Origin of the sequence: Nocardioides sp., from assembly GCF_035576065.1 — a bacterium.
Lineage (GTDB): Bacteria > Actinomycetota > Actinomycetes > Propionibacteriales > Nocardioidaceae > Nocardioides.
This window is the reverse complement of the sequence record NZ_DATLWX010000031.1, coordinates 82236-98207: the sequence shown is the minus strand read 5'-3', so window position 1 is coordinate 98207 and position 15972 is coordinate 82236. Positions and strand designations below refer to the sequence as shown.

15 protein-coding genes are annotated in these 15972 nt (G+C 70.0%); 12 read left to right on the top strand and 3 right to left on the bottom strand.

Features of this window, described 5'->3' with window-relative positions; translation table 11 throughout:
* Positions 1-19 precede the first annotated feature (19 nt).
* The 4 genes from VNJ48_RS15265 (at position 20) to clpX (ending at position 3989) form a co-directional block, all read left to right on the top strand.
* On the top strand, positions 20-1192 hold the full coding sequence (locus VNJ48_RS15265; RefSeq protein ID WP_325603586.1) for a lipase family alpha/beta hydrolase: 1173 nt from the start codon (positions 20-22) through the stop codon (positions 1190-1192).
* A 130-nt stretch (positions 1193-1322) separates the two neighbouring features.
* Complete coding sequence (locus VNJ48_RS15260; RefSeq protein WP_325603678.1) at positions 1323-1958, top strand: ATP-dependent Clp protease proteolytic subunit; 636 nt, start codon at positions 1323-1325, stop codon at positions 1956-1958.
* A 3-nt stretch (positions 1959-1961) separates the two neighbouring features.
* Complete coding sequence (locus tag VNJ48_RS15255; RefSeq protein ID WP_325603584.1) at positions 1962-2570, top strand: ATP-dependent Clp protease proteolytic subunit; 609 nt, start codon at positions 1962-1964, stop codon at positions 2568-2570.
* A 135-nt stretch (positions 2571-2705) separates the two neighbouring features.
* On the top strand, positions 2706-3989 hold the full coding sequence (gene clpX, locus VNJ48_RS15250; RefSeq protein ID WP_325603583.1) for an ATP-dependent Clp protease ATP-binding subunit ClpX: 1284 nt from the start codon (positions 2706-2708) through the stop codon (positions 3987-3989).
* Between the two features lie 171 nt (positions 3990-4160).
* On the opposite strand, the gene valS is transcribed toward clpX, so the two are convergent.
* Positions 4161-6785 (bottom strand): valine--tRNA ligase, encoded by a 2625-nt coding sequence (gene valS / locus VNJ48_RS15245; protein WP_325603581.1) that lies wholly within the window; start codon positions 6783-6785, stop codon positions 4161-4163.
* 76 nt (positions 6786-6861) lie between these two features.
* On the opposite strand from valS, the gene VNJ48_RS15240 reads away from it, so the two are divergent.
* Genes VNJ48_RS15240 through VNJ48_RS15225 form a run of 4 tightly spaced genes read left to right on the top strand, consistent with a single transcriptional unit; the run spans position 6862 to position 10602 of the window.
* Positions 6862-7779 carry a GNAT family N-acetyltransferase gene (locus VNJ48_RS15240; RefSeq protein ID WP_325603579.1) on the top strand — a complete coding sequence of 306 codons (918 nt, stop codon included), beginning with the start codon at positions 6862-6864 and terminating at the stop codon, positions 7777-7779.
* Between the two features lie 9 nt (positions 7780-7788).
* Positions 7789-8796: a hypothetical protein gene (locus tag VNJ48_RS15235; RefSeq protein WP_325603577.1), complete on the top strand. Its 1008-nt coding sequence runs from the start codon at positions 7789-7791 to the stop codon at positions 8794-8796.
* Positions 8797-8851: 55 nt separating this feature from the next.
* On the top strand, positions 8852-10213 hold the full coding sequence (locus VNJ48_RS15230; RefSeq protein WP_325603576.1) for a folylpolyglutamate synthase/dihydrofolate synthase family protein: 1362 nt from the start codon (positions 8852-8854) through the stop codon (positions 10211-10213).
* Complete coding sequence (locus VNJ48_RS15225; protein WP_325603574.1) at positions 10210-10602, top strand: DUF4233 domain-containing protein; 393 nt, start codon at positions 10210-10212, stop codon at positions 10600-10602. Before VNJ48_RS15230 ends, VNJ48_RS15225 begins: the two co-directional genes overlap by 4 nt.
* Position 10603: 1 nt before the next feature.
* Here the strand turns inward: VNJ48_RS15225 and VNJ48_RS15220 are convergent, their stop codons facing one another.
* Positions 10604-11956 carry a PLP-dependent aminotransferase family protein gene (locus VNJ48_RS15220; protein WP_325603572.1) on the bottom strand — a complete coding sequence of 451 codons (1353 nt, stop codon included), beginning with the start codon at positions 11954-11956 and terminating at the stop codon, positions 10604-10606.
* A gap of 70 nt (positions 11957-12026) precedes the next feature.
* On the opposite strand from VNJ48_RS15220, the gene VNJ48_RS15215 reads away from it, so the two are divergent.
* Genes VNJ48_RS15215 through VNJ48_RS15205 form a run of 3 tightly spaced genes read left to right on the top strand, consistent with a single transcriptional unit; the run spans position 12027 to position 14130 of the window.
* Positions 12027-12707, top strand: a complete 681-nt coding sequence (locus VNJ48_RS15215) for a pyridoxamine 5'-phosphate oxidase family protein (protein ID WP_325603570.1) — start codon at positions 12027-12029, stop codon at positions 12705-12707.
* Positions 12704-13135, top strand: a complete 432-nt coding sequence (gene ndk / locus VNJ48_RS15210) for a nucleoside-diphosphate kinase (protein ID WP_325603568.1) — start codon at positions 12704-12706, stop codon at positions 13133-13135. The genes VNJ48_RS15215 and ndk overlap by 4 nt, the downstream gene beginning before the upstream one ends.
* The gene (locus VNJ48_RS15205; protein WP_325603567.1) at positions 13132-14130 is read left to right on the top strand and encodes a hypothetical protein; all 999 of its coding nucleotides are present in this window, start codon (positions 13132-13134) and stop codon (positions 14128-14130) included. The genes ndk and VNJ48_RS15205 overlap by 4 nt, the downstream gene beginning before the upstream one ends.
* Before the next feature lie 91 nt (positions 14131-14221).
* On the opposite strand, the gene VNJ48_RS15200 is transcribed toward VNJ48_RS15205, so the two are convergent.
* On the bottom strand, positions 14222-14776 hold the full coding sequence (locus tag VNJ48_RS15200; RefSeq protein ID WP_325603565.1) for a DUF937 domain-containing protein: 555 nt from the start codon (positions 14774-14776) through the stop codon (positions 14222-14224).
* 146 nt (positions 14777-14922) lie between these two features.
* On the opposite strand from VNJ48_RS15200, the gene VNJ48_RS15195 reads away from it, so the two are divergent.
* Positions 14923-15951 carry a rod shape-determining protein gene (locus VNJ48_RS15195; RefSeq protein ID WP_325603564.1) on the top strand — a complete coding sequence of 343 codons (1029 nt, stop codon included), beginning with the start codon at positions 14923-14925 and terminating at the stop codon, positions 15949-15951.
* Positions 15952-15972 lie beyond the last annotated feature (21 nt).

The window sequence follows — 15972 nt, the reverse complement described above, 5'->3', positions numbered from 1 at the left end:
GCGCCGATACGCTGCGCGCATGTCCACCCGCACGCCCAGCCGCCAGGAGCCCGGTCTCCTCGACGCCCTGGCGCTGCTGGCCCAGGTGGCCGACGAGGTGCTCGTCGACACTGCGCGGGACACGCACCTGGCTTGGGTGGACCGGGCCCACGGCGTTCTCGACCGTCCGCTGGGCAGGTCCAGCGCCATGGTCGGGCGCGGCCACCGTGTCCTCGCCGGGTCGCTCTATCGAGGTGTGGGCCTCTCGGTGCGGGGGCTCACCGCTGGTCTCGACATGGTCGCGCGGACCGGCGCCGGCCCCGTGATGGAGACCGGACACCGATCCCGCGCCGTCCGCTCGACGGTCAACGGCCTGATCGGCGACCGGCTGGAGCGGGAGCGACCGCGCCTGGCGATCACCATGGCGCCCCGGGTCGACGACAGGGACGTGCCGCTGACGCGCGACGGGCTCGCTGCGGCGTACCCCACGGCGGGCGGGCAGATCGCAGTCTTCCTGCACGGATTGTGCGAGAACGACGCGTACTGGCGCCGAGGGCGGGCGCAACGGGGCACGACGTACGCCGAAGAGCTGGCCGAGCTGGGTTGGACGCCGGTCATGCTCCGGACCAACACCGGGCTGCCGGTGCGGACCAACGGAGCAGCCCTGGCCGCCGTCCTGGAGGCCCTCGTCGCGAGCTGGCCGACGGACGTCAGCCGCGTGGCGCTGATCGGTCACTCGATGGGTGGGTTGGTCATCCGAGCCGCCACCGCGGTGAACGGCGAGTGGACGTGGCGCGATCGGGTCAGTGACGTCGTCACCCTCGGCACCCCTCACCTGGGAGCTCCCCTCGCGGGCGGGGTCAAGCGAGGCAGCGAGCTGCTGGGAAGGCTGCCGGAGCTGGCAGGGTTCGGGCGCATCCTGGACCAGCGGGCCGCAGGGGTGGAAGACCTGATCCTCGGGCTCGACGAGGACTTCGCACCGTTGCCGCATGCGCGCTACCGACTCGTCTCAGCGACGCTGACCGCCTCGCCACGACACCCCGTGGGTGCGTTCTTCGGCGACGTCCTCGTCCGCCAGTCGTCTGCCTACGGTCGCGATCGCCGGGGGCGCAACCTGTTCCCCGACGGTGAGGTCCTCCACCTGCGCGGGCACCACTTCGACCTGCTCAACGACGACGGCGTGGCGGCCGCGCTGCGGAAGTGGCTGGGCTGAGCCCGGTGTGGGCCAGTCGACACGGCGCTGTGCGCTGTGGGCGAACAGGGGTGCCTATCGCGTGGAAGTGTCGGCGCTTCGGGCTAGTGTCGCTTGCGTGAACCAGAACTCCAATCCAGCCCACTACGGCATGGCTGCCCCGCCCGAGATGAATGGTGGGCCCGCCGGCTACGGCCTCGACGACCACATCTACCAGCGGCTGCTCCGCGAGCGGATCATCTTCCTCGGCTCCGAGGTGCGCGACCAGAACGCCAACGCGATCTGTGCGCAGCTCCTGCTGCTCTCGGCGGAGGACCCGGAGACCGACATCTTCCTCCACATCAACAGTCCCGGTGGCTCCGTTGACGCCGGCATGGCGATCTACGACACCATGAACTACATCCCCAACGACGTCGCCACGGTCGGCATGGGCTTGGCCGCCTCGATGGGTCAGTTCCTGCTGTGCGCGGGCACCAAGGGCAAGCGCTACGCCCTGCCGCACGCGCGGATCATGATGCACCAGCCGTCGTCCGGCATGGGTGGTTCCGCCTCCGACATCAAGATCCAGGCCCAGCAGTCGCTGCACATCAAGAAGGTGCTGCTCGACCTGATCGCCCAGCACACCGGCCAGTCGGTCGAGCAGGTCGTCGCCGACGCAGACCGCGACCGCTGGTTCACCGCCGAGCAGGCAGTGGAATACGGCTTGGTCGATCGTGTGGTCACCAACGCCCGTGAGGCCGCCGATGAAGGCCGACCCGCCCGCGCCAACTCGTCAGACAAGGACTGAGACGTGAACTACTACATTCCCCAGTGGGAAGAGCGGACGTCCTACGGCTTCCGTCGCATCGACCCCTACGGCAAGCTGTTCGAGGACCGCATCATCTTCCTCGGCACGCCGATCAGCGACGACGTCGCCAACGCCGTGATGGCGCAGCTGTTGTGCTTGGAGTCGATGAACCCCGACCAGGACATCAGCATCTACATCAACTCGCCCGGTGGCTCGTTCACGGCGCTCACCGCCATCTACGACACGATGCGCTTCATCAAGCCCGACGTGCAGACCGTGTGCCTGGGCCAAGCCGCCTCTGCCGCGGCGATCCTGTTGGCCGCCGGCACCCCCGGCAAGCGGTTGGCGCTGCCCAACAGCCGGATCCTGATCCACCAGCCGTACACCGAGGGCACCTTCGGGCAGACCTCCGACATCGAGATCCAGGCCAACGAGATCCTCCGCATGCGCGAGCTGCTCGAGAAGATGATCTCCGACCACAGCGGCAAGGACATCGAGCAGGTCAGCCGCGACATCGAGCGCGACAAGATCCTGACCGCCGAAGGCGCCGTCGAATACGGCCTCATCGACGCCGTGCTCGAGTCCCGCAAGGGCGTGCCGGCGCTCACCTGAGCGCGCGACCCGCACAGATGACGAAGAGCCAGCGACCGGCTTTCGTGTCTGCACCCCCCAGCGGTGCAGCACGGGGTACCGTCGAGGAGTTTGCAAGGCCGGGAGTCCGACCCGGCAGGACCGGAGGAAACACCCGTGGCTCGAATCGGTGACGGTGGCGACCTGCTGAAGTGCAACTTCTGCGGGAAGAGCCAAAAGCAGGTCAAGAAGCTCATCGCTGGCCCCAACGTCTACATCTGCGATGAGTGCATCGAGCTGTGCAACGAGATCATCGAGGAGGAGCTCGCCGATGGTGGCGAGGTCAGCCTGGACGAGCTGCCCAAGCCGCGGGAGATCTTCGAGTTCCTCAACGCCTACGTCATCGGGCAGGAGCACGCCAAGAAGGCGCTCGCGGTGGCCGTCTACAACCACTACAAGCGCATCCAGGCAGGGCTCCAACCTGTCAACGGCAAGCACTCCAAGGACGAGGTCGTCGAGGTCGCGAAGTCCAACATCCTGGTCATCGGGCCGACCGGGTGCGGCAAGACCTATCTCGCGCAGACCCTGGCCCGGATGCTCAACGTGCCGTTCGCGATCGCGGATGCCACGGCGCTGACCGAGGCGGGCTATGTCGGCGAGGACGTCGAGAACATCCTGCTCAAGCTCATCCAGGCCGCTGACTACGACGTCAAGAAGGCCGAGACCGGGATCATCTACATCGACGAGATCGACAAGGTGGCGCGCAAGGCCGAAAACCCGTCGATCACCCGCGACGTCTCGGGTGAGGGTGTCCAGCAGGCGCTGCTGAAGATGCTTGAAGGCACCACGGCGTCGGTCCCCCCGCAGGGCGGGCGCAAGCACCCGCACCAGGAGTTCATCCAGATCGACACCACCAACATCCTCTTCATCGTGGGCGGCGCATTCGCCGGCCTCGAAGGGATCGTCGAGCAGCGGGTGGGCAAGAAGACGCTTGGCTTCACCGCTGACGTGCGCGGCGAGGCCGAACGCGAGGCCGACGACCTGATGGCGCTGGTGCGACCCGAGGACCTCACGAAGTTCGGTCTGATTCCTGAGTTCATCGGCCGCCTGCCGCTGATCGCCAGCGTCACCAAGCTCGACAACGAAGCGCTCGTCCAGATCCTGACCGAGCCCCGCAACGCCCTGGTGAAGCAGTACCAGAAGCTCTTCGACCTCGACGGCGTCGAGCTCGAGTTCACCGAGGACGCCATCACCTCCATCGCCGACCGGGCCCTCGAACGCGGCACCGGCGCGCGCGGTCTGCGGGCGATCATCGAAGAAGTGCTGCTCCACGTCATGTACGAGGTGCCCTCGCGCGACGACATCGCCAAGGTGATCATCACCCGCGATGTCGTCGACAACGACGTCGCGCCGACGCTGGTGCCGCACGAGTCGGAGTCGAAGAAGAAGAAGTCGGCCTGACGATCGGCTGATCAGCTCGTCCTGCGGGACGTCCGACGCTGGAGTCGTCAGCACAGCCACCTTGTCGCACGTGCGACGGTCCTCGGGACGTCCGACGGTCAGGTCGTGACCGCAGCCACCTCGTCGGACGTATGGCGATACGTCCGACGATCAGGTCGTGAGACCCCGACCTCAGGAGGTCGCGGGAGCCGCAACCTCGGCGAGCTCAGCTGACACCGAGATCTCCTGGGCGTTGGCATCGGGAGTGAAGACCAGGTCGCCGGTGATCTTGCCGGCGCGACGCAGGTCGTCGGCCGCCGCCTCGACGCCGGCGAGCAGGGCAGGTGGGCCGCTGATCTCCACGCGGGAGAGCTCCGCCTTCATCGACACCTTGGCCTTGGACTTGGCGCCGCGGACCCCCATGAGCGCGGTGGCTACGGCCGAGATCGCGGACGGGTCGGCGGCTGCCGCCGCGCCCAGGTCGGCCGAGGTCGGCCAGGAGGCGCGGTGGATCGAGCCCTCCTGCCACCACGACCACACCTCTTCGGTGACGTAGGGCATGAAGGGTGCGAGCAGCCGGAGCTGGACGTGCAGGGCGATGGCAAGGGCAGCCCGGGCCGATTCCGTGGCCAGGCCGCCGTCCTCGTCGTACGCCCGTTCCTTGACCAGCTCGAGGTAGTCGTCGCAGAACTCCCAGAAGAACTTCTCGGTCACCTCGAGTGCGGTCGTGTAGTCGTAGGCCTCGAACGCCTCCGTGGCCCTTCGCACCACGACCTCGAGCCGCCCGAGCAGCGCGCAGTCGATCGGCGAGCTGACGGCGAAGTGGTCGAGCGAGGACGCCCCGACGTTGCCGAGGACGAACTTCGAGGCGTTGAGGACCTTCATCGCCAGGCGACGGCCGACCTTCATCTGCGACTCGTCGAAGGGTGAGTCCGCCCCGGGGCGACCTAGGGCGGCCCGCCAGCGGACCGCGTCGGCGCCGTACTTCTCGAGGATCTCGGTCGGCACGACCACGTTGCCCTTGGACTTTGACATCTTCTTGCGGTCGGGGTCGACGATGAAGCCGGAGATCATCGCGTGCGTCCACGGAGCGGCATGCTGCTCGAAGTGCGCCCGGACGACGCGGCTGAAGAGCCAGGTCCGGATGATGTCGTGCGCATGGGTGCACAGGTCGTAGGGGAAGACCCGCCCGAACAGGTCCTCGTCGTCCAACCAGCCGCCGGCGATCTGAGGGCTCAGCGACGAGGTCGCCCAGGTGTCCATCACGTCGGGGTCGCCCACGAACCCGCCGGGCTTGCCCCGCTGCGACTCCTCGAAGCCCTCAGGAGCCTGCGTCGACGGGTCGACGGGCAACGCGTCCTCGCGGGGGAGCAGGGGGTGGTCGTAGTCGGGCTCCCCGGCGTCGTCCAGGGGATACCAGACCGGGAAGGCGATCCCGAAGAACCGCTGACGCGAGACGAGCCAGTCGCCGTTGAGACCGCCGACCCAGTTGTCGTAGCGGTGCTTCATGTGGGCCGGGATCCAGATGACCTCGTCCGCGCGCTCGAGCATCTCGGCGCGCACGTCGGCCTCGCGGCCGCCGTTGCGGATGTACCACTGACGCGTGGCGACGATCTCGAGCGGCTTGTCGCCCTTCTCGTAGAAGTTCGCCATCCGCTGGGTCGGCTTCGGCTCACCGTCGAGGTCGCCCGACTCGCGCAGCGCCGCCACCACGGCCTCGCGGGCACTGAACGTCGTCTTGCCCTTGAGCTCTTCGTACGCCGCAGCGGCGCGCTCGCCCGAGAGCCACTCGGGCGTCTCGCGGAGCATCCGGCCGTCGCGACCGATCAGCGTGCGGACGGGAAGGTTGAGCTCGCGCCACCACATCACGTCGGTGAGGTCACCGAACGTGCAGCACATGACCAGGCCGGACCCCTTGTCCATCTCGGCGGCCGGGTGGGCGACGACCGGGATCTCGACGCCGAAGACCGGGCTGGTGGCGGTCGTGCCGAACAGCGACTGGTAGCGCTCGTCGTCGGGGTGGGCGATCAGGGCCACGACACTCGGGATCAGCTCCGGTCGGGTCGTCTCGATGAACAGCGGCCCGGACGCCGAGTGGAACGAGATCCGGTGGTAGGCGCCCGGGTATTCACGCGCCTCCAGCTCCGCCTGCGCGACGGCGGTCTGGAAGGTGACGTCCCACAGGGTCGGTGCCTCCTGGAGGTAGGCCTCGCCGCGCGCGTAGTTGCGCAGGAACGCGGTCTGGCTGACCTTCTGGGCCTTCGGTCCGATCGTGGTGTAGTTCTCCGCCCAGTCGACGCTGAGGCCGAGCGTGCGCCACAGCGACTCGAAGACCTGTTCGTCCTCCTCGACGAGCTGTTCGCACAACTCGATGAAGTTGGGGCGGCTGATCGGGACCTGCTTCTTCGCATCCGGCTTCTCCGGCGGGGTGAAGTCGGCGTCGTACGGCAGCGACGGGTCGCACCGGACGCCGAAGTAGTTCTGCACCCGGCGCTCGGTCGGCAGGCCGTTGTCGTCCCAGCCCATCGGGTAGAAGACACTCTTGCCGGTCATCCGCTGGTAGCGCGCGATCAGGTCGGGGTGGGTGTAGGAGAAGACGTGTCCGACGTGCAGGCTGCCGCTCACCGTCGGCGGCGGGGTGTCGATCGAGTAGACGTCCTCGCGTGCGGAGGACCGGTCGAACGTGTAGGTCCCGTCGTTCTTCCAGCGCTCGGACCACGTGGCTTCGAGCCCTTCGAGCACGGCCTTGTCCGGTACGACGACGTCGCGGCGTGCGGACGTCGTCGTGGACTCGGGCTCGGGGGTGGTGGCAGTCATGCGCGCAGTCTATGAGCGGCGTCTGGAGGCGAGAAAACGAGTGACCCCCAGGGGGGCCCGCCACTAGCGTTGCGGGATGCGCCTCGAGTTCTGCACCGACCCCGCTCGCTTCCTCCAGGCGGCTGCTCCGTTGCTGGCCGCCGACCCGGTGCTCGGCAGCGTCATCGCGAGCGTCACCGAGCGGACCGCGCGCGAGGTGGCGCGAGGAGAGGATTCCTGGGACGAGGTGGGAGCGCCCTTCGAGCGCTGGTGGGTGGCCGTCCGCGACGAGGCGGGAGAGGTCGTCAGCGCCGCGATGCGGACCGCCCCATTCACGCCGTACCCGACCTTCAGTGTGGCGATGGCCGACGAGGCCGCCGCCGCCCTGGCAGCAGCGCTGCACGAGCGGGGGGAGTTCCTCGGGGGCGCGAACGGCGCACTGCCGGGCTCGCGCACGTTGGCCGAGGAGACCGCTCGGCTGTGGGGCGGGGCGGTGGTGGTCGATAAGCACACGCGGCTGTGGGAGGCCATCAGCGTCGAGGTGCCGTCGGCCCCCGAGGGCAGACTGCGACAGGCCACCGAGGCCGACGCCGAGCTGGTGCTCGCGTGGTTCAGGGCGTTCCACAGCGAGGCCGACGAGCAGGCCGGACGTGAACCGGACCCGGACGCCGGCGAGCACAACAGCCTCGACAGCGTCCTGGTCAGCATCCGGGAGGGGATCGAGTGGTTGTGGGAGTGCCCTGACGGCGAGGTCGTGCACCTGACAGGGGCTGGGCTACCGGCCTTCGGCGTCAGCCGGATCGGTCCGGTGTTCACGCCGAAGGAGCACCGCGGGCGGGGCATCGCCTCCCACGTCGTGGGCGAGCTGACCCGACGTGGCCTGGCGGCGGGACACCGGGTGTGCCTGTTCACCGACCAGGCCAACCCCACGTCCAACAAGATCTATGCAGACCTGGGCTATCGGCCGGTCTACGACATGGCCGAGCACCTCGTCACTGCGGCGGGTGAGGTCTAGCATCGGACGATGCGGCGTCCCATCCTGCTCCTGACCACCGTTGGCCTGCTCGCGTCGGGGTTGTCCTCGGCGCCGGCTGCCGCGCCGCCCGAGGAGCGCGTCGCGCGTGCGTCCGTCCACACCGTGGGCGGGTGTGAGCTGTTCCCCGCTGACAACCCCTGGAACCGGCGCATCGACCGTCGACCGGTCTGGAAGTGGTCGCAGGCGATCGTGGGCAAGCAGGCTGCCGGCGCCGACCTGCACCTCGACCTCGGCACCACCGAGGAGTACTACGGGATCCCGGTCAACGTCGTCGACGAGGACCAGCCGCTGCTGCCGTTGTCGTTCGGGGTGGACGGCGAGGACTACGGCGACGAGAGCGACCGGGGTCCGGTGTTCGTGCCGGCCGACGCCGCCATCGAGGGCGGGAGCTCCGCGGACCCGGACCCCGACGAGGGCGACCGGCATGTCATCGCCGTACGCCGCGGGACGTGCGACCTGATCGAGCTGTACGCCGCCGAGCGCGTCCGCGACAGCAACGGCACCGTGGTCGGGTGGCGCGCGGCCTCTGCTGCCCGCTGGGACCTGTCGTCCAACCGGTTGCGTCCGGCTGGCTGGACCTCCGCCGACGCCGCGGGGTTGCCGATCCTGCCCGGGCTGCTGGACTACGAGGAGGCGGCCTCGGGCGCGATCACGCACGCGCTGCGGTTCACGCTGCCCTCGGCGCGTCACGCCTACACCTGGCCCGCCCGGCACTGCGGACCCTCGGGCAACACCGCCCGCGACCTGCCGGCCTACGGCCTGCGCTTCCGGTTGAAGAAGTCCTTCCCGACCTCGCGCTACACCGGTGCCGCCCGCGCCATCGTGGTGGCGATGAAGCGCTACGGGCTGATCTACGCCGACCAGGGATCGGCCATGTATGTCACCGGCACCGCCGACCCCCGGTGGGCCGACGCCCTCGACCAGTTCCGCGAGCACCCGCTCGACGGCCGGGCGCTCGAGGTGGTCAAGCCCTGGCGCAAGATCGTCCGCTGCTGAGACCGCTGCTGAGGAGGCACGACCACACAAGGCCACGCCCTAGACTCCACTCGAGATGAGTGACGACGCCGCAGACGCCCGCCCGGCCCAGACCTTCGCCGAAGCCGAGGACGCCCTGCTGTCCCGCTGGCCGGAGACCAGGCTCGAGCCCAGCCTCGACCGCATCCGCGCCTTCACCGAGCTGCTCGGTGAGCCGCAGAGCTCCTTCCCGGTCATCCACCTGACCGGCACCAACGGCAAGACCTCCACCAGCCGCATCGTCGAGACGTTGCTGCGCGCGCTGGACCTGCGCACCGGCCGCTTCAGCTCTCCGCACCTGGAGAAGATGAGCGAGCGGATCAGCATCGACGGCGAGCCGCTCAGTGACGACGACTTCGTCCGGGCGTTCAACGACGTTGCGGCATACACCCACCTCGTCGACGCGGACCAGGACCACCCGCTGTCGTTCTTCGAGACCGTCGTGGGGATGGCCTACGCCGCGTTCGCCGATGCGCCGGTCGACGTCGCTGTCGTGGAGGTCGGCATGGGAGGCGCTTGGGACGCCACCAACGTGGCGGACGCCGATGTCGCAGTCCTGCTGCCCATCGCCGTGGACCACGCGCAATATCTCGGCGAGTCGCCCCTGAGCATCGCCTCTGAGAAGGCCGGCATCCTGAAGCCCGGCTCGATGGCGGTCCTGGCCGAGCAGCAGCCTGACGTGCTGGCGCTCCTCCTCGAGCGCGCCGCAGAGGTGGGTGCCACCGTCGTCCGGGAGGGCGTCGACTTCGGCGTGGAACACCGGGTGCCCGCGGTCGGCGGCCAGATGCTGATCCTGCAGGGACTCCGCGGCCGCTACGACGAGGTCTTCCTGCCGTTGTACGGCGCACACCAGGCCCAGAACGCCGCCGTGGCACTCGCCGCGGTGGAGGCGTTCGTGGGGGAGGCGACGCTCGACGCCGAGCTCGTCCGCGCCGCCTTCGCCGAGGTCACCAGCCCAGGTCGCCTCGAGATCATCCGCCGCAGCCCCACCATCGTGCTGGATGCGGCGCACAACCCGCACGGAGCGGCAGCCGTCGCGGAGGCGCTGGAGGACTCCTTCAGCTTCTCCCCGCTGGTCGGCGTGATGGGCATGATGGGCGACAAGGACGCCGACGGCGTGCTGGCTGCCCTCGAGCCGCACCTCTCCCACGTCGTGTGCACGCAGAACTCCACGCCGCGCTCGATGTCCGCTGCGGCCCTCGGCCGCGCGGCGACCGAGATCTTCGGGGAGGACCGCGTCAGTGTCGTGCCCGACCTCGCCAGCGCGATCGACAGCGCGGCCACGATGGCGGAGTCCGGGGACGACGGCGGCTACGGCCTCGGTTCCGGTGCAGTGCTGGTCACCGGGTCGGTCGTGACGGTCGGCGAGGCGCGCGCGATGCTCAAGGGACGCCGATGAGCGTGCCTGACGGTCCTGGCCACAACACCGAACGGTCGCCCCGTCGGGGCATGTGTGCGGCGGTGCTGTGCCTCGAGGCCATCACCCTGGGTCTCACCACGCCGGTGATGATCACGATCGCCGGTGTTGCCGTGGGCACCGCGCTGATGGTCGGTCTCGGACTGGCCGTCCTGTGCCTGCTGCTGGCGGGCATGCTGCGAGCACCATGGGCCTACGCCCTCGGCTACGCCGTCCAGGTCGCCGCGGTCGGTCTCGGGTTCGTGATCCCGATGATGTTCCTGCTGGGCGCGATCTTCGCGCTGCTGTGGACGGCCGCTGATTTCCTCGGGCGCAAGATCGAGCGCGAGAAGGCGGCCGCGTGGGCGGCGTACCGAGCCGAGAACGCCTGAGTCACTCGACCAGCGACTGCTCCAACGACTGCTCCAACGACTGGGCCAGCACCCTGCACGCCCGCTCGAGCTCCTCGTCCGTGGGGCCCCCGAACCCGACGACCAGTCCCGTCAGGTGGGCGCTGCGGCAGTAGTCCGACAGCAGGTTGACCCGGAACCCCGCGGCTTCGGCAGCGTCGCGTGCCCGGACGGCGCGCCCGTGGGGGAGCAGCCAGGTGGAATACATCCCTGCCACCGGGCCCGCGAGGTCGGCGTACGGCGACAGTGCAGCCACGACGCGCACGGCGCGTTCGGCGTAGACCCGTCGCGCGCTGCGGACGACGGCGTCGAGATAGCCGTCGCGCACCAGGGCGACGAAGGCCCGCTGCACCGGCCAGGCAGTCGCGTCGTGGGTGATCGCCCGGCGCCGTTCGATCTGCGCGCGCAGCGCGGGCGGCGGCACCATCCAGCCCAGCCTCAGCGAGGGCAGCACCGACTTCGACGCGGTGCCGAGGTAGGCGACGACATCGGGGTCGAGCGAGGCCAGGGCGGGCACGGGCGCCACGTCGTAGCGGAACTCGGAGTCGTAGTCGTCCTCGATCACCACCGCGCCGTCGCGTCGTGCGGTGGCCAGCAGGGTGAGCCGGTCCTCGGCCGGCATCACGCGGCCGAGCGGATGCTGGTGAGCCGGTGTGACGTATGCCGCAGCGCAGCCCGACAGGTCGTGGACGGCCGCGAGAGCGGGATGGTCGCGCACCTCGCGTCCGCTCTCCAGCACGGTGAGTGCTGCTGCTCGATAGCCGGGGTCCTCGACGACGACAGGTCGCGACGGCAGGACAGCGAGCACGTGCCGCAGCCCGGCGGTGGTGCCGGCCGTGACGTGCACGTCGTCCGGGTCGACGACCAGGCCGCGGGTCGTGCCGAGCCGGGCCGCCAGCAGTGCGCGCAGCTCCGGGATCCCCCGCGGGTCGTCGTATCCCCGCGGCGGCGTGGCCGAGGAGACCTCCCGCCACGCGCGACGCCAGGCGGCGGCATGCCGGGCGTCGATCCACGGGGTGCCGGCGTCCAGGTCGATGAGCGGTGGCGCCGTGCGAGCCGAAGCCCGCGCTCGCGGCGGTGCCGTGCGAGCCCCGACCCCTGAGCTCACCCAGCTGCCCGAGCCCTGCCGAGCCTCGAGCCAGCCTTCGGCGCGCAGCTGGTCCCAGGCCTGCTCGGCCACCGCGCGCGAGATGCCCAGGTCCGTCGCGAGCCGGCGCGTGCTGGGCAGCCGGGTGCCGGGAGCCAGCGTGCCGGCGAGCACCAGTCGGCGTACCTGATCGGCGAGCTGGACACTCAGCGATCGGGGGTCGGAGCGGTCGAGGGTCAGCGGGAGCATGGAAGTGGCCTGTCGAAGTGTCGGCGAATTGGCCCGTGCGCCTGGGCCACCATCACACCACGATGGAGCCATGAACACGACTCCCACTCTGGAGCCCACCGAGCGCACGAGGATCGGCCGCGGCCGGGACCGCGCCGTCGCTGACCGAGGGCGCCTGATGGCGCTCCTGGACGACGCGCTGATCGCACATGTCGGCGTGGTCATGGGCGAGCACCCGGTCGTCCTGCCGACGGCATTCGCCGTCGACCCCGACGGGCCGGACGAGGACGGGTCGCTCTACCTCCACGGCTCGGTCGCCGCGGCCTGGCTGCGCGCCGCGCCGGCGGCGACGGTGTGCGTGAGCATCACCGAGCTGGACGGACTGGTGGCAGCACGGTCGGCGTTCCACCACTCGATGAACTACCGGTCGGCCGTCATCATCGGCGCGGCTCGCCTGGTGGATGACCCCCTGGAGCGCCAACGGGCGCTGGACCTCATCGTCGACCACATGATCCCCGGCCGATCGGCGACCCTGCGGGCCAGCACGCGCAAGGAACTGGCCGCCACCACTGTGGTCGCGGTGCCGCTGTACGAGGCCTCGATGAAGGAGCGCGCCGGCGGGCCGGTGGACGACGTGGACGACGTGGCAGCAGGCGTCTGGGGCGGCCACATCCCGCTGCGCCGCACGGCCGGGCAGCCGGTGGCAGCTCCGGAGGCGACGGGCCCGGCCCCCGACGACGTGCTCGCCCGGGTCGCTACCCTGCTCGCATGACAGAGCCGGCAGCCCAGCGTTCCCTCGTCCTCGTCAAGCCCGACGGCGTCCGCCGCGGCCTCACCGGCGAAGTGATCCGCCGCATCGAGGCCAAGGGCTACCGGGTGGTCGCCCTCGAGATGCGCGAGGCGACGCCCGAGCAGCTGGCGGAGCACTACGCCGAGCACGAGGGCAAGCCGTTCTACGAGCCGCTCGTCGAGTTCATGCTCTCTGGTCCCGTGGTGGCCATGGTGCTCGAGGGCGAGCGCTGCATCGAGGGCTTCCGCGCGCTCGCGGGCGCCACCGACCCCACGGTCGCCCTTCCCGGGACCATCCGGGGCGACCTCGGCCGCGACTGGGGCGCGAAGGTCCAGCAGAACCTCGTCCACGGCTCGGACGCACCCGAGTCCGCCGCCCGCGAGATCGGCATCTGGTTTCCCCGTCTGTGATCCGCCCCCGGCTCCACGCGCTGGCGCTGCTGCTGGCGCTGCTGCTGGCGCTCGGAGCCTGCACGGCGGCCCCTGAGTCTGATCCCGGGTCCCGCTCCGAGCGGGTGGTCGGGATCGGTTGCGACGCGGTGGACTACGCCGACGTGCGTGGACCCGAGCCGGGGAAGCCCAATGGAGGCCTGCGGGACCATCCGGTCGCGGACGCAGTGTGCGATGCCTGGTGGCTCGACCTCGCGGATGACTTCGTCCCGCAGGGTCTCGAGCTCGACGCTCGGACGGCGTACGTCGTCGGACACCGGGCGGGTGCCGTGGGTCATCGGCTCTGCCAGGTGGCGGTCGTCGACCTGGGCTCGGGTCGGACGAGCGCCTTCACCGGCGCGCTTGACGCCGGTGACGGCAGCCAGCTCTGTCGGCACGGCGGTGGGGCCGCCCTCACGGATGCCGGCCTCTGGGTCATCCAGACCGGGCGGCTGTGGCTGCTCGACCCTGACCGGATCGGCAGGTCCGACCAGGTCCGTCGCGTCTGGGAGCTCGCCGACGAGGTGCGCGGCTCGACGATCGCCGCGCACGACGGTCAGCTCGTGATCGCCGGCTACCGCCCACTGGGACCGGGGAAGGCGAGGTGGTATCCCGAGGCATCCGTGCTTGCCGTCGGCGTCACCGACCTCGTCGAGTCCTCGGCCGGCTCCGGTCAGGTCGCCATGGCGAAGGCGACCCGGGTCCCGCCGCGCCTGCAGGGGTTGGCGTTCACTCCTACCGGCGTGCCGTGGCACGTCGCGTCCCGGATCTCCTGCGGGCTGCTCCATCCGGCCGGCCGGCCGCGCGACTTCGTGCCCGGCGCGGAGGACCTCGTGGTCACCCGGGACTCGATCTGGGTGGTGAGCGAGGCCAGCGCGTCGCCGTACCGCGACCCTGGCGGCGCGCTCGTGCCGCGACTGCTGCGCCTCGACCGGGCCGCCGTGCTCGACAGCGGGCCTGCGACCTGCGAGTTCTGAGCCGACGCATCGCTGTAGCGCCGGGTTAGTTGCTCTACCCACCCTGAAACATCAGGGGGGTCACAGCGTGTAACCCGGCGTTACAGACAGTTCAGGCCTTGCGGCCACCGCCCAGCAACCCGCCGAGCAGGTCGGTCAGGATCGAACCGGCACTGGTGCCCGCCGATGACGGCGTCCCGGCTCCCGAGGCTGCGCCACCGAGGATGCTGGACAGGATCGAGCCGAGCACTCCGCCGCCGGCTGCTCCGCTCCTGCCGCCGACCTGCTTGGCGAGATAGCTGAGCACGATCGGGGCGAGGATCGGGATCAGTTTCGAGACGAGGCTGCTGCTGACGCCGGTGGAACCGAGCTGGTTGACGACCTGGTCCTGGTTGGCGCCGAAGATGTGGGCGGCGATCTTCTGGCCCTCGGCCACGTCGACGTCGTTGACGTCGACGGGCGGGGTCGCGACGTCGTTGTCGTGCTGTCCGACGGCCTCGGCCAGCGATGCCTCACCACCCGGGTCCTGGGCGTTGGCCTCGAGGCCGCCGAGCAGCGCAGGCAGGGCGACGTCCACTGCGCGGCGTACGGCGTCCGGGTCCTCACCCAGCCGAGCGGCGATCTGGTCGATGGGCAGGGTCGAGATGAGCTCGTTGATGTCAGCCATGAAAGCAACGTAGCGGGAGTTGGGCGCCCAGGGCAGGGCGTGTCCTGCCGGGAACAGGCGCGCGCGCTACCTACCCTGAGCCATGGGTCCGACCTGTGCGGCGCCCGCCTTCCCCGTACACACGCAACTCCTGCGAGGCAGCGCGCATGGCTACTAGCTTCATCGGCCGGGACATGGCTGTGGACCTCGGCACCGCCAACACGCTGGTCTATGTCCGCGGCAAGGGCATCGTGCTCGACGAGCCGTCCGTGGTCGCGATGAACACCACCACCGGCGAGGTCCTGGCCGTCGGCTACGAAGCGAAGCGGATGATCGGTCGTACGCCCGACAACATCACCGCCATCCGGCCGCTCAAGGACGGCGTGATCGCCGACTTCGAGGCGACCGAGCAGATGTTGCGATACTTCATCCAGCAGGTGCACCGGCGTCGCTACTTCGCCAAGCCCCGCATGGTCATCTGCGTGCCCAGCGGGATCACGGCCGTCGAGCAGCGAGCCGTCAAGGAAGCCGGCTACCAGGCGGGTGCCCGCCGGGTCTACATCGTCGAGGAGCCGATGGCGGCTGCCATCGGTGCGGGGCTGCCGGTCCACGAGGCCACCGGCAACATGATCGTCGATGTCGGTGGGGGCACCACCGAGGTCGCGGTGATCAGCCTCGGCGGGATCGTCACCAGCATGAGCGTGCGCACGGCCGGCGACGACCTCGACCAGGCGATCATCGCCTGGATGAAGAAGGAGTATTCCCTGATGTTGGGGGAGCGCACTGCCGAGGAGATGAAGATGACCCTCGGTTCGGCCTTCCCCCTCCCTACCGAGCCGGAGGCGGAGATTCGCGGGCGGGACATGGTCTCCGGGCTGCCGCGCACGGTGGTCATCTCGAGCGCCGAGGTCCGCCAGGCGCTCGAGGAGCCACTGCACAACATCGTCGACGCCGTCCGGTCCACGCTGGACCAGACCCCGCCCGAGCTGGCCGGCGACATCATGGACCGCGGCATCGTGCTCACGGGTGGGGGAGCGCTGCTCCGGGGGCTCGACGAGCGACTCCGGCACGAGACCGGCATGCCGGTCCACGTGGCCGAGGACCCTCTCTCCAGTGTTGCCTTCGGCGCCGGCAAGTGCGTCGAGGAGTTCGAAGCCCTCCAGCAGGTCCTCGTCTCGGATCGCCGGCGGTTCTGATGGGTGGGCTGGGGGGAGGCG

What these genes read in the sequence shown, in the direction of transcription:
- VNJ48_RS15265 (WP_325603586.1), top strand. Translation starts at nt 20, where the DNA reads ATGTCCACCCGCACGCCCAGCCGCCAGGAGCCCGGTCTCCTCGACGCC.
- VNJ48_RS15260 (WP_325603678.1), top strand. Translation starts at nt 1,323, where the DNA reads ATGGCTGCCCCGCCCGAGATGAATGGTGGGCCCGCCGGCTACGGCCTC.
- valS (WP_325603581.1), bottom strand. Translation starts at nt 6,785, where the DNA reads ATGACTGCCACCACCCCCGAGCCCGAGTCCACGACGACGTCCGCACGC.
- VNJ48_RS15240 (WP_325603579.1), top strand. Translation starts at nt 6,862, where the DNA reads ATGCGCCTCGAGTTCTGCACCGACCCCGCTCGCTTCCTCCAGGCGGCT.
- VNJ48_RS15235 (WP_325603577.1), top strand. Translation starts at nt 7,789, where the DNA reads ATGCGGCGTCCCATCCTGCTCCTGACCACCGTTGGCCTGCTCGCGTCG.
- VNJ48_RS15230 (WP_325603576.1), top strand. Translation starts at nt 8,852, where the DNA reads ATGAGTGACGACGCCGCAGACGCCCGCCCGGCCCAGACCTTCGCCGAA.
- VNJ48_RS15225 (WP_325603574.1), top strand. Translation starts at nt 10,210, where the DNA reads ATGAGCGTGCCTGACGGTCCTGGCCACAACACCGAACGGTCGCCCCGT.
- VNJ48_RS15220 (WP_325603572.1), bottom strand. Translation starts at nt 11,956, where the DNA reads ATGCTCCCGCTGACCCTCGACCGCTCCGACCCCCGATCGCTGAGTGTC.
- VNJ48_RS15215 (WP_325603570.1), top strand. Translation starts at nt 12,027, where the DNA reads ATGAACACGACTCCCACTCTGGAGCCCACCGAGCGCACGAGGATCGGC.
- ndk (WP_325603568.1), top strand. Translation starts at nt 12,704, where the DNA reads ATGACAGAGCCGGCAGCCCAGCGTTCCCTCGTCCTCGTCAAGCCCGAC.
- VNJ48_RS15200 (WP_325603565.1), bottom strand. Translation starts at nt 14,776, where the DNA reads ATGGCTGACATCAACGAGCTCATCTCGACCCTGCCCATCGACCAGATC.
- VNJ48_RS15195 (WP_325603564.1), top strand. Translation starts at nt 14,923, where the DNA reads ATGGCTACTAGCTTCATCGGCCGGGACATGGCTGTGGACCTCGGCACC.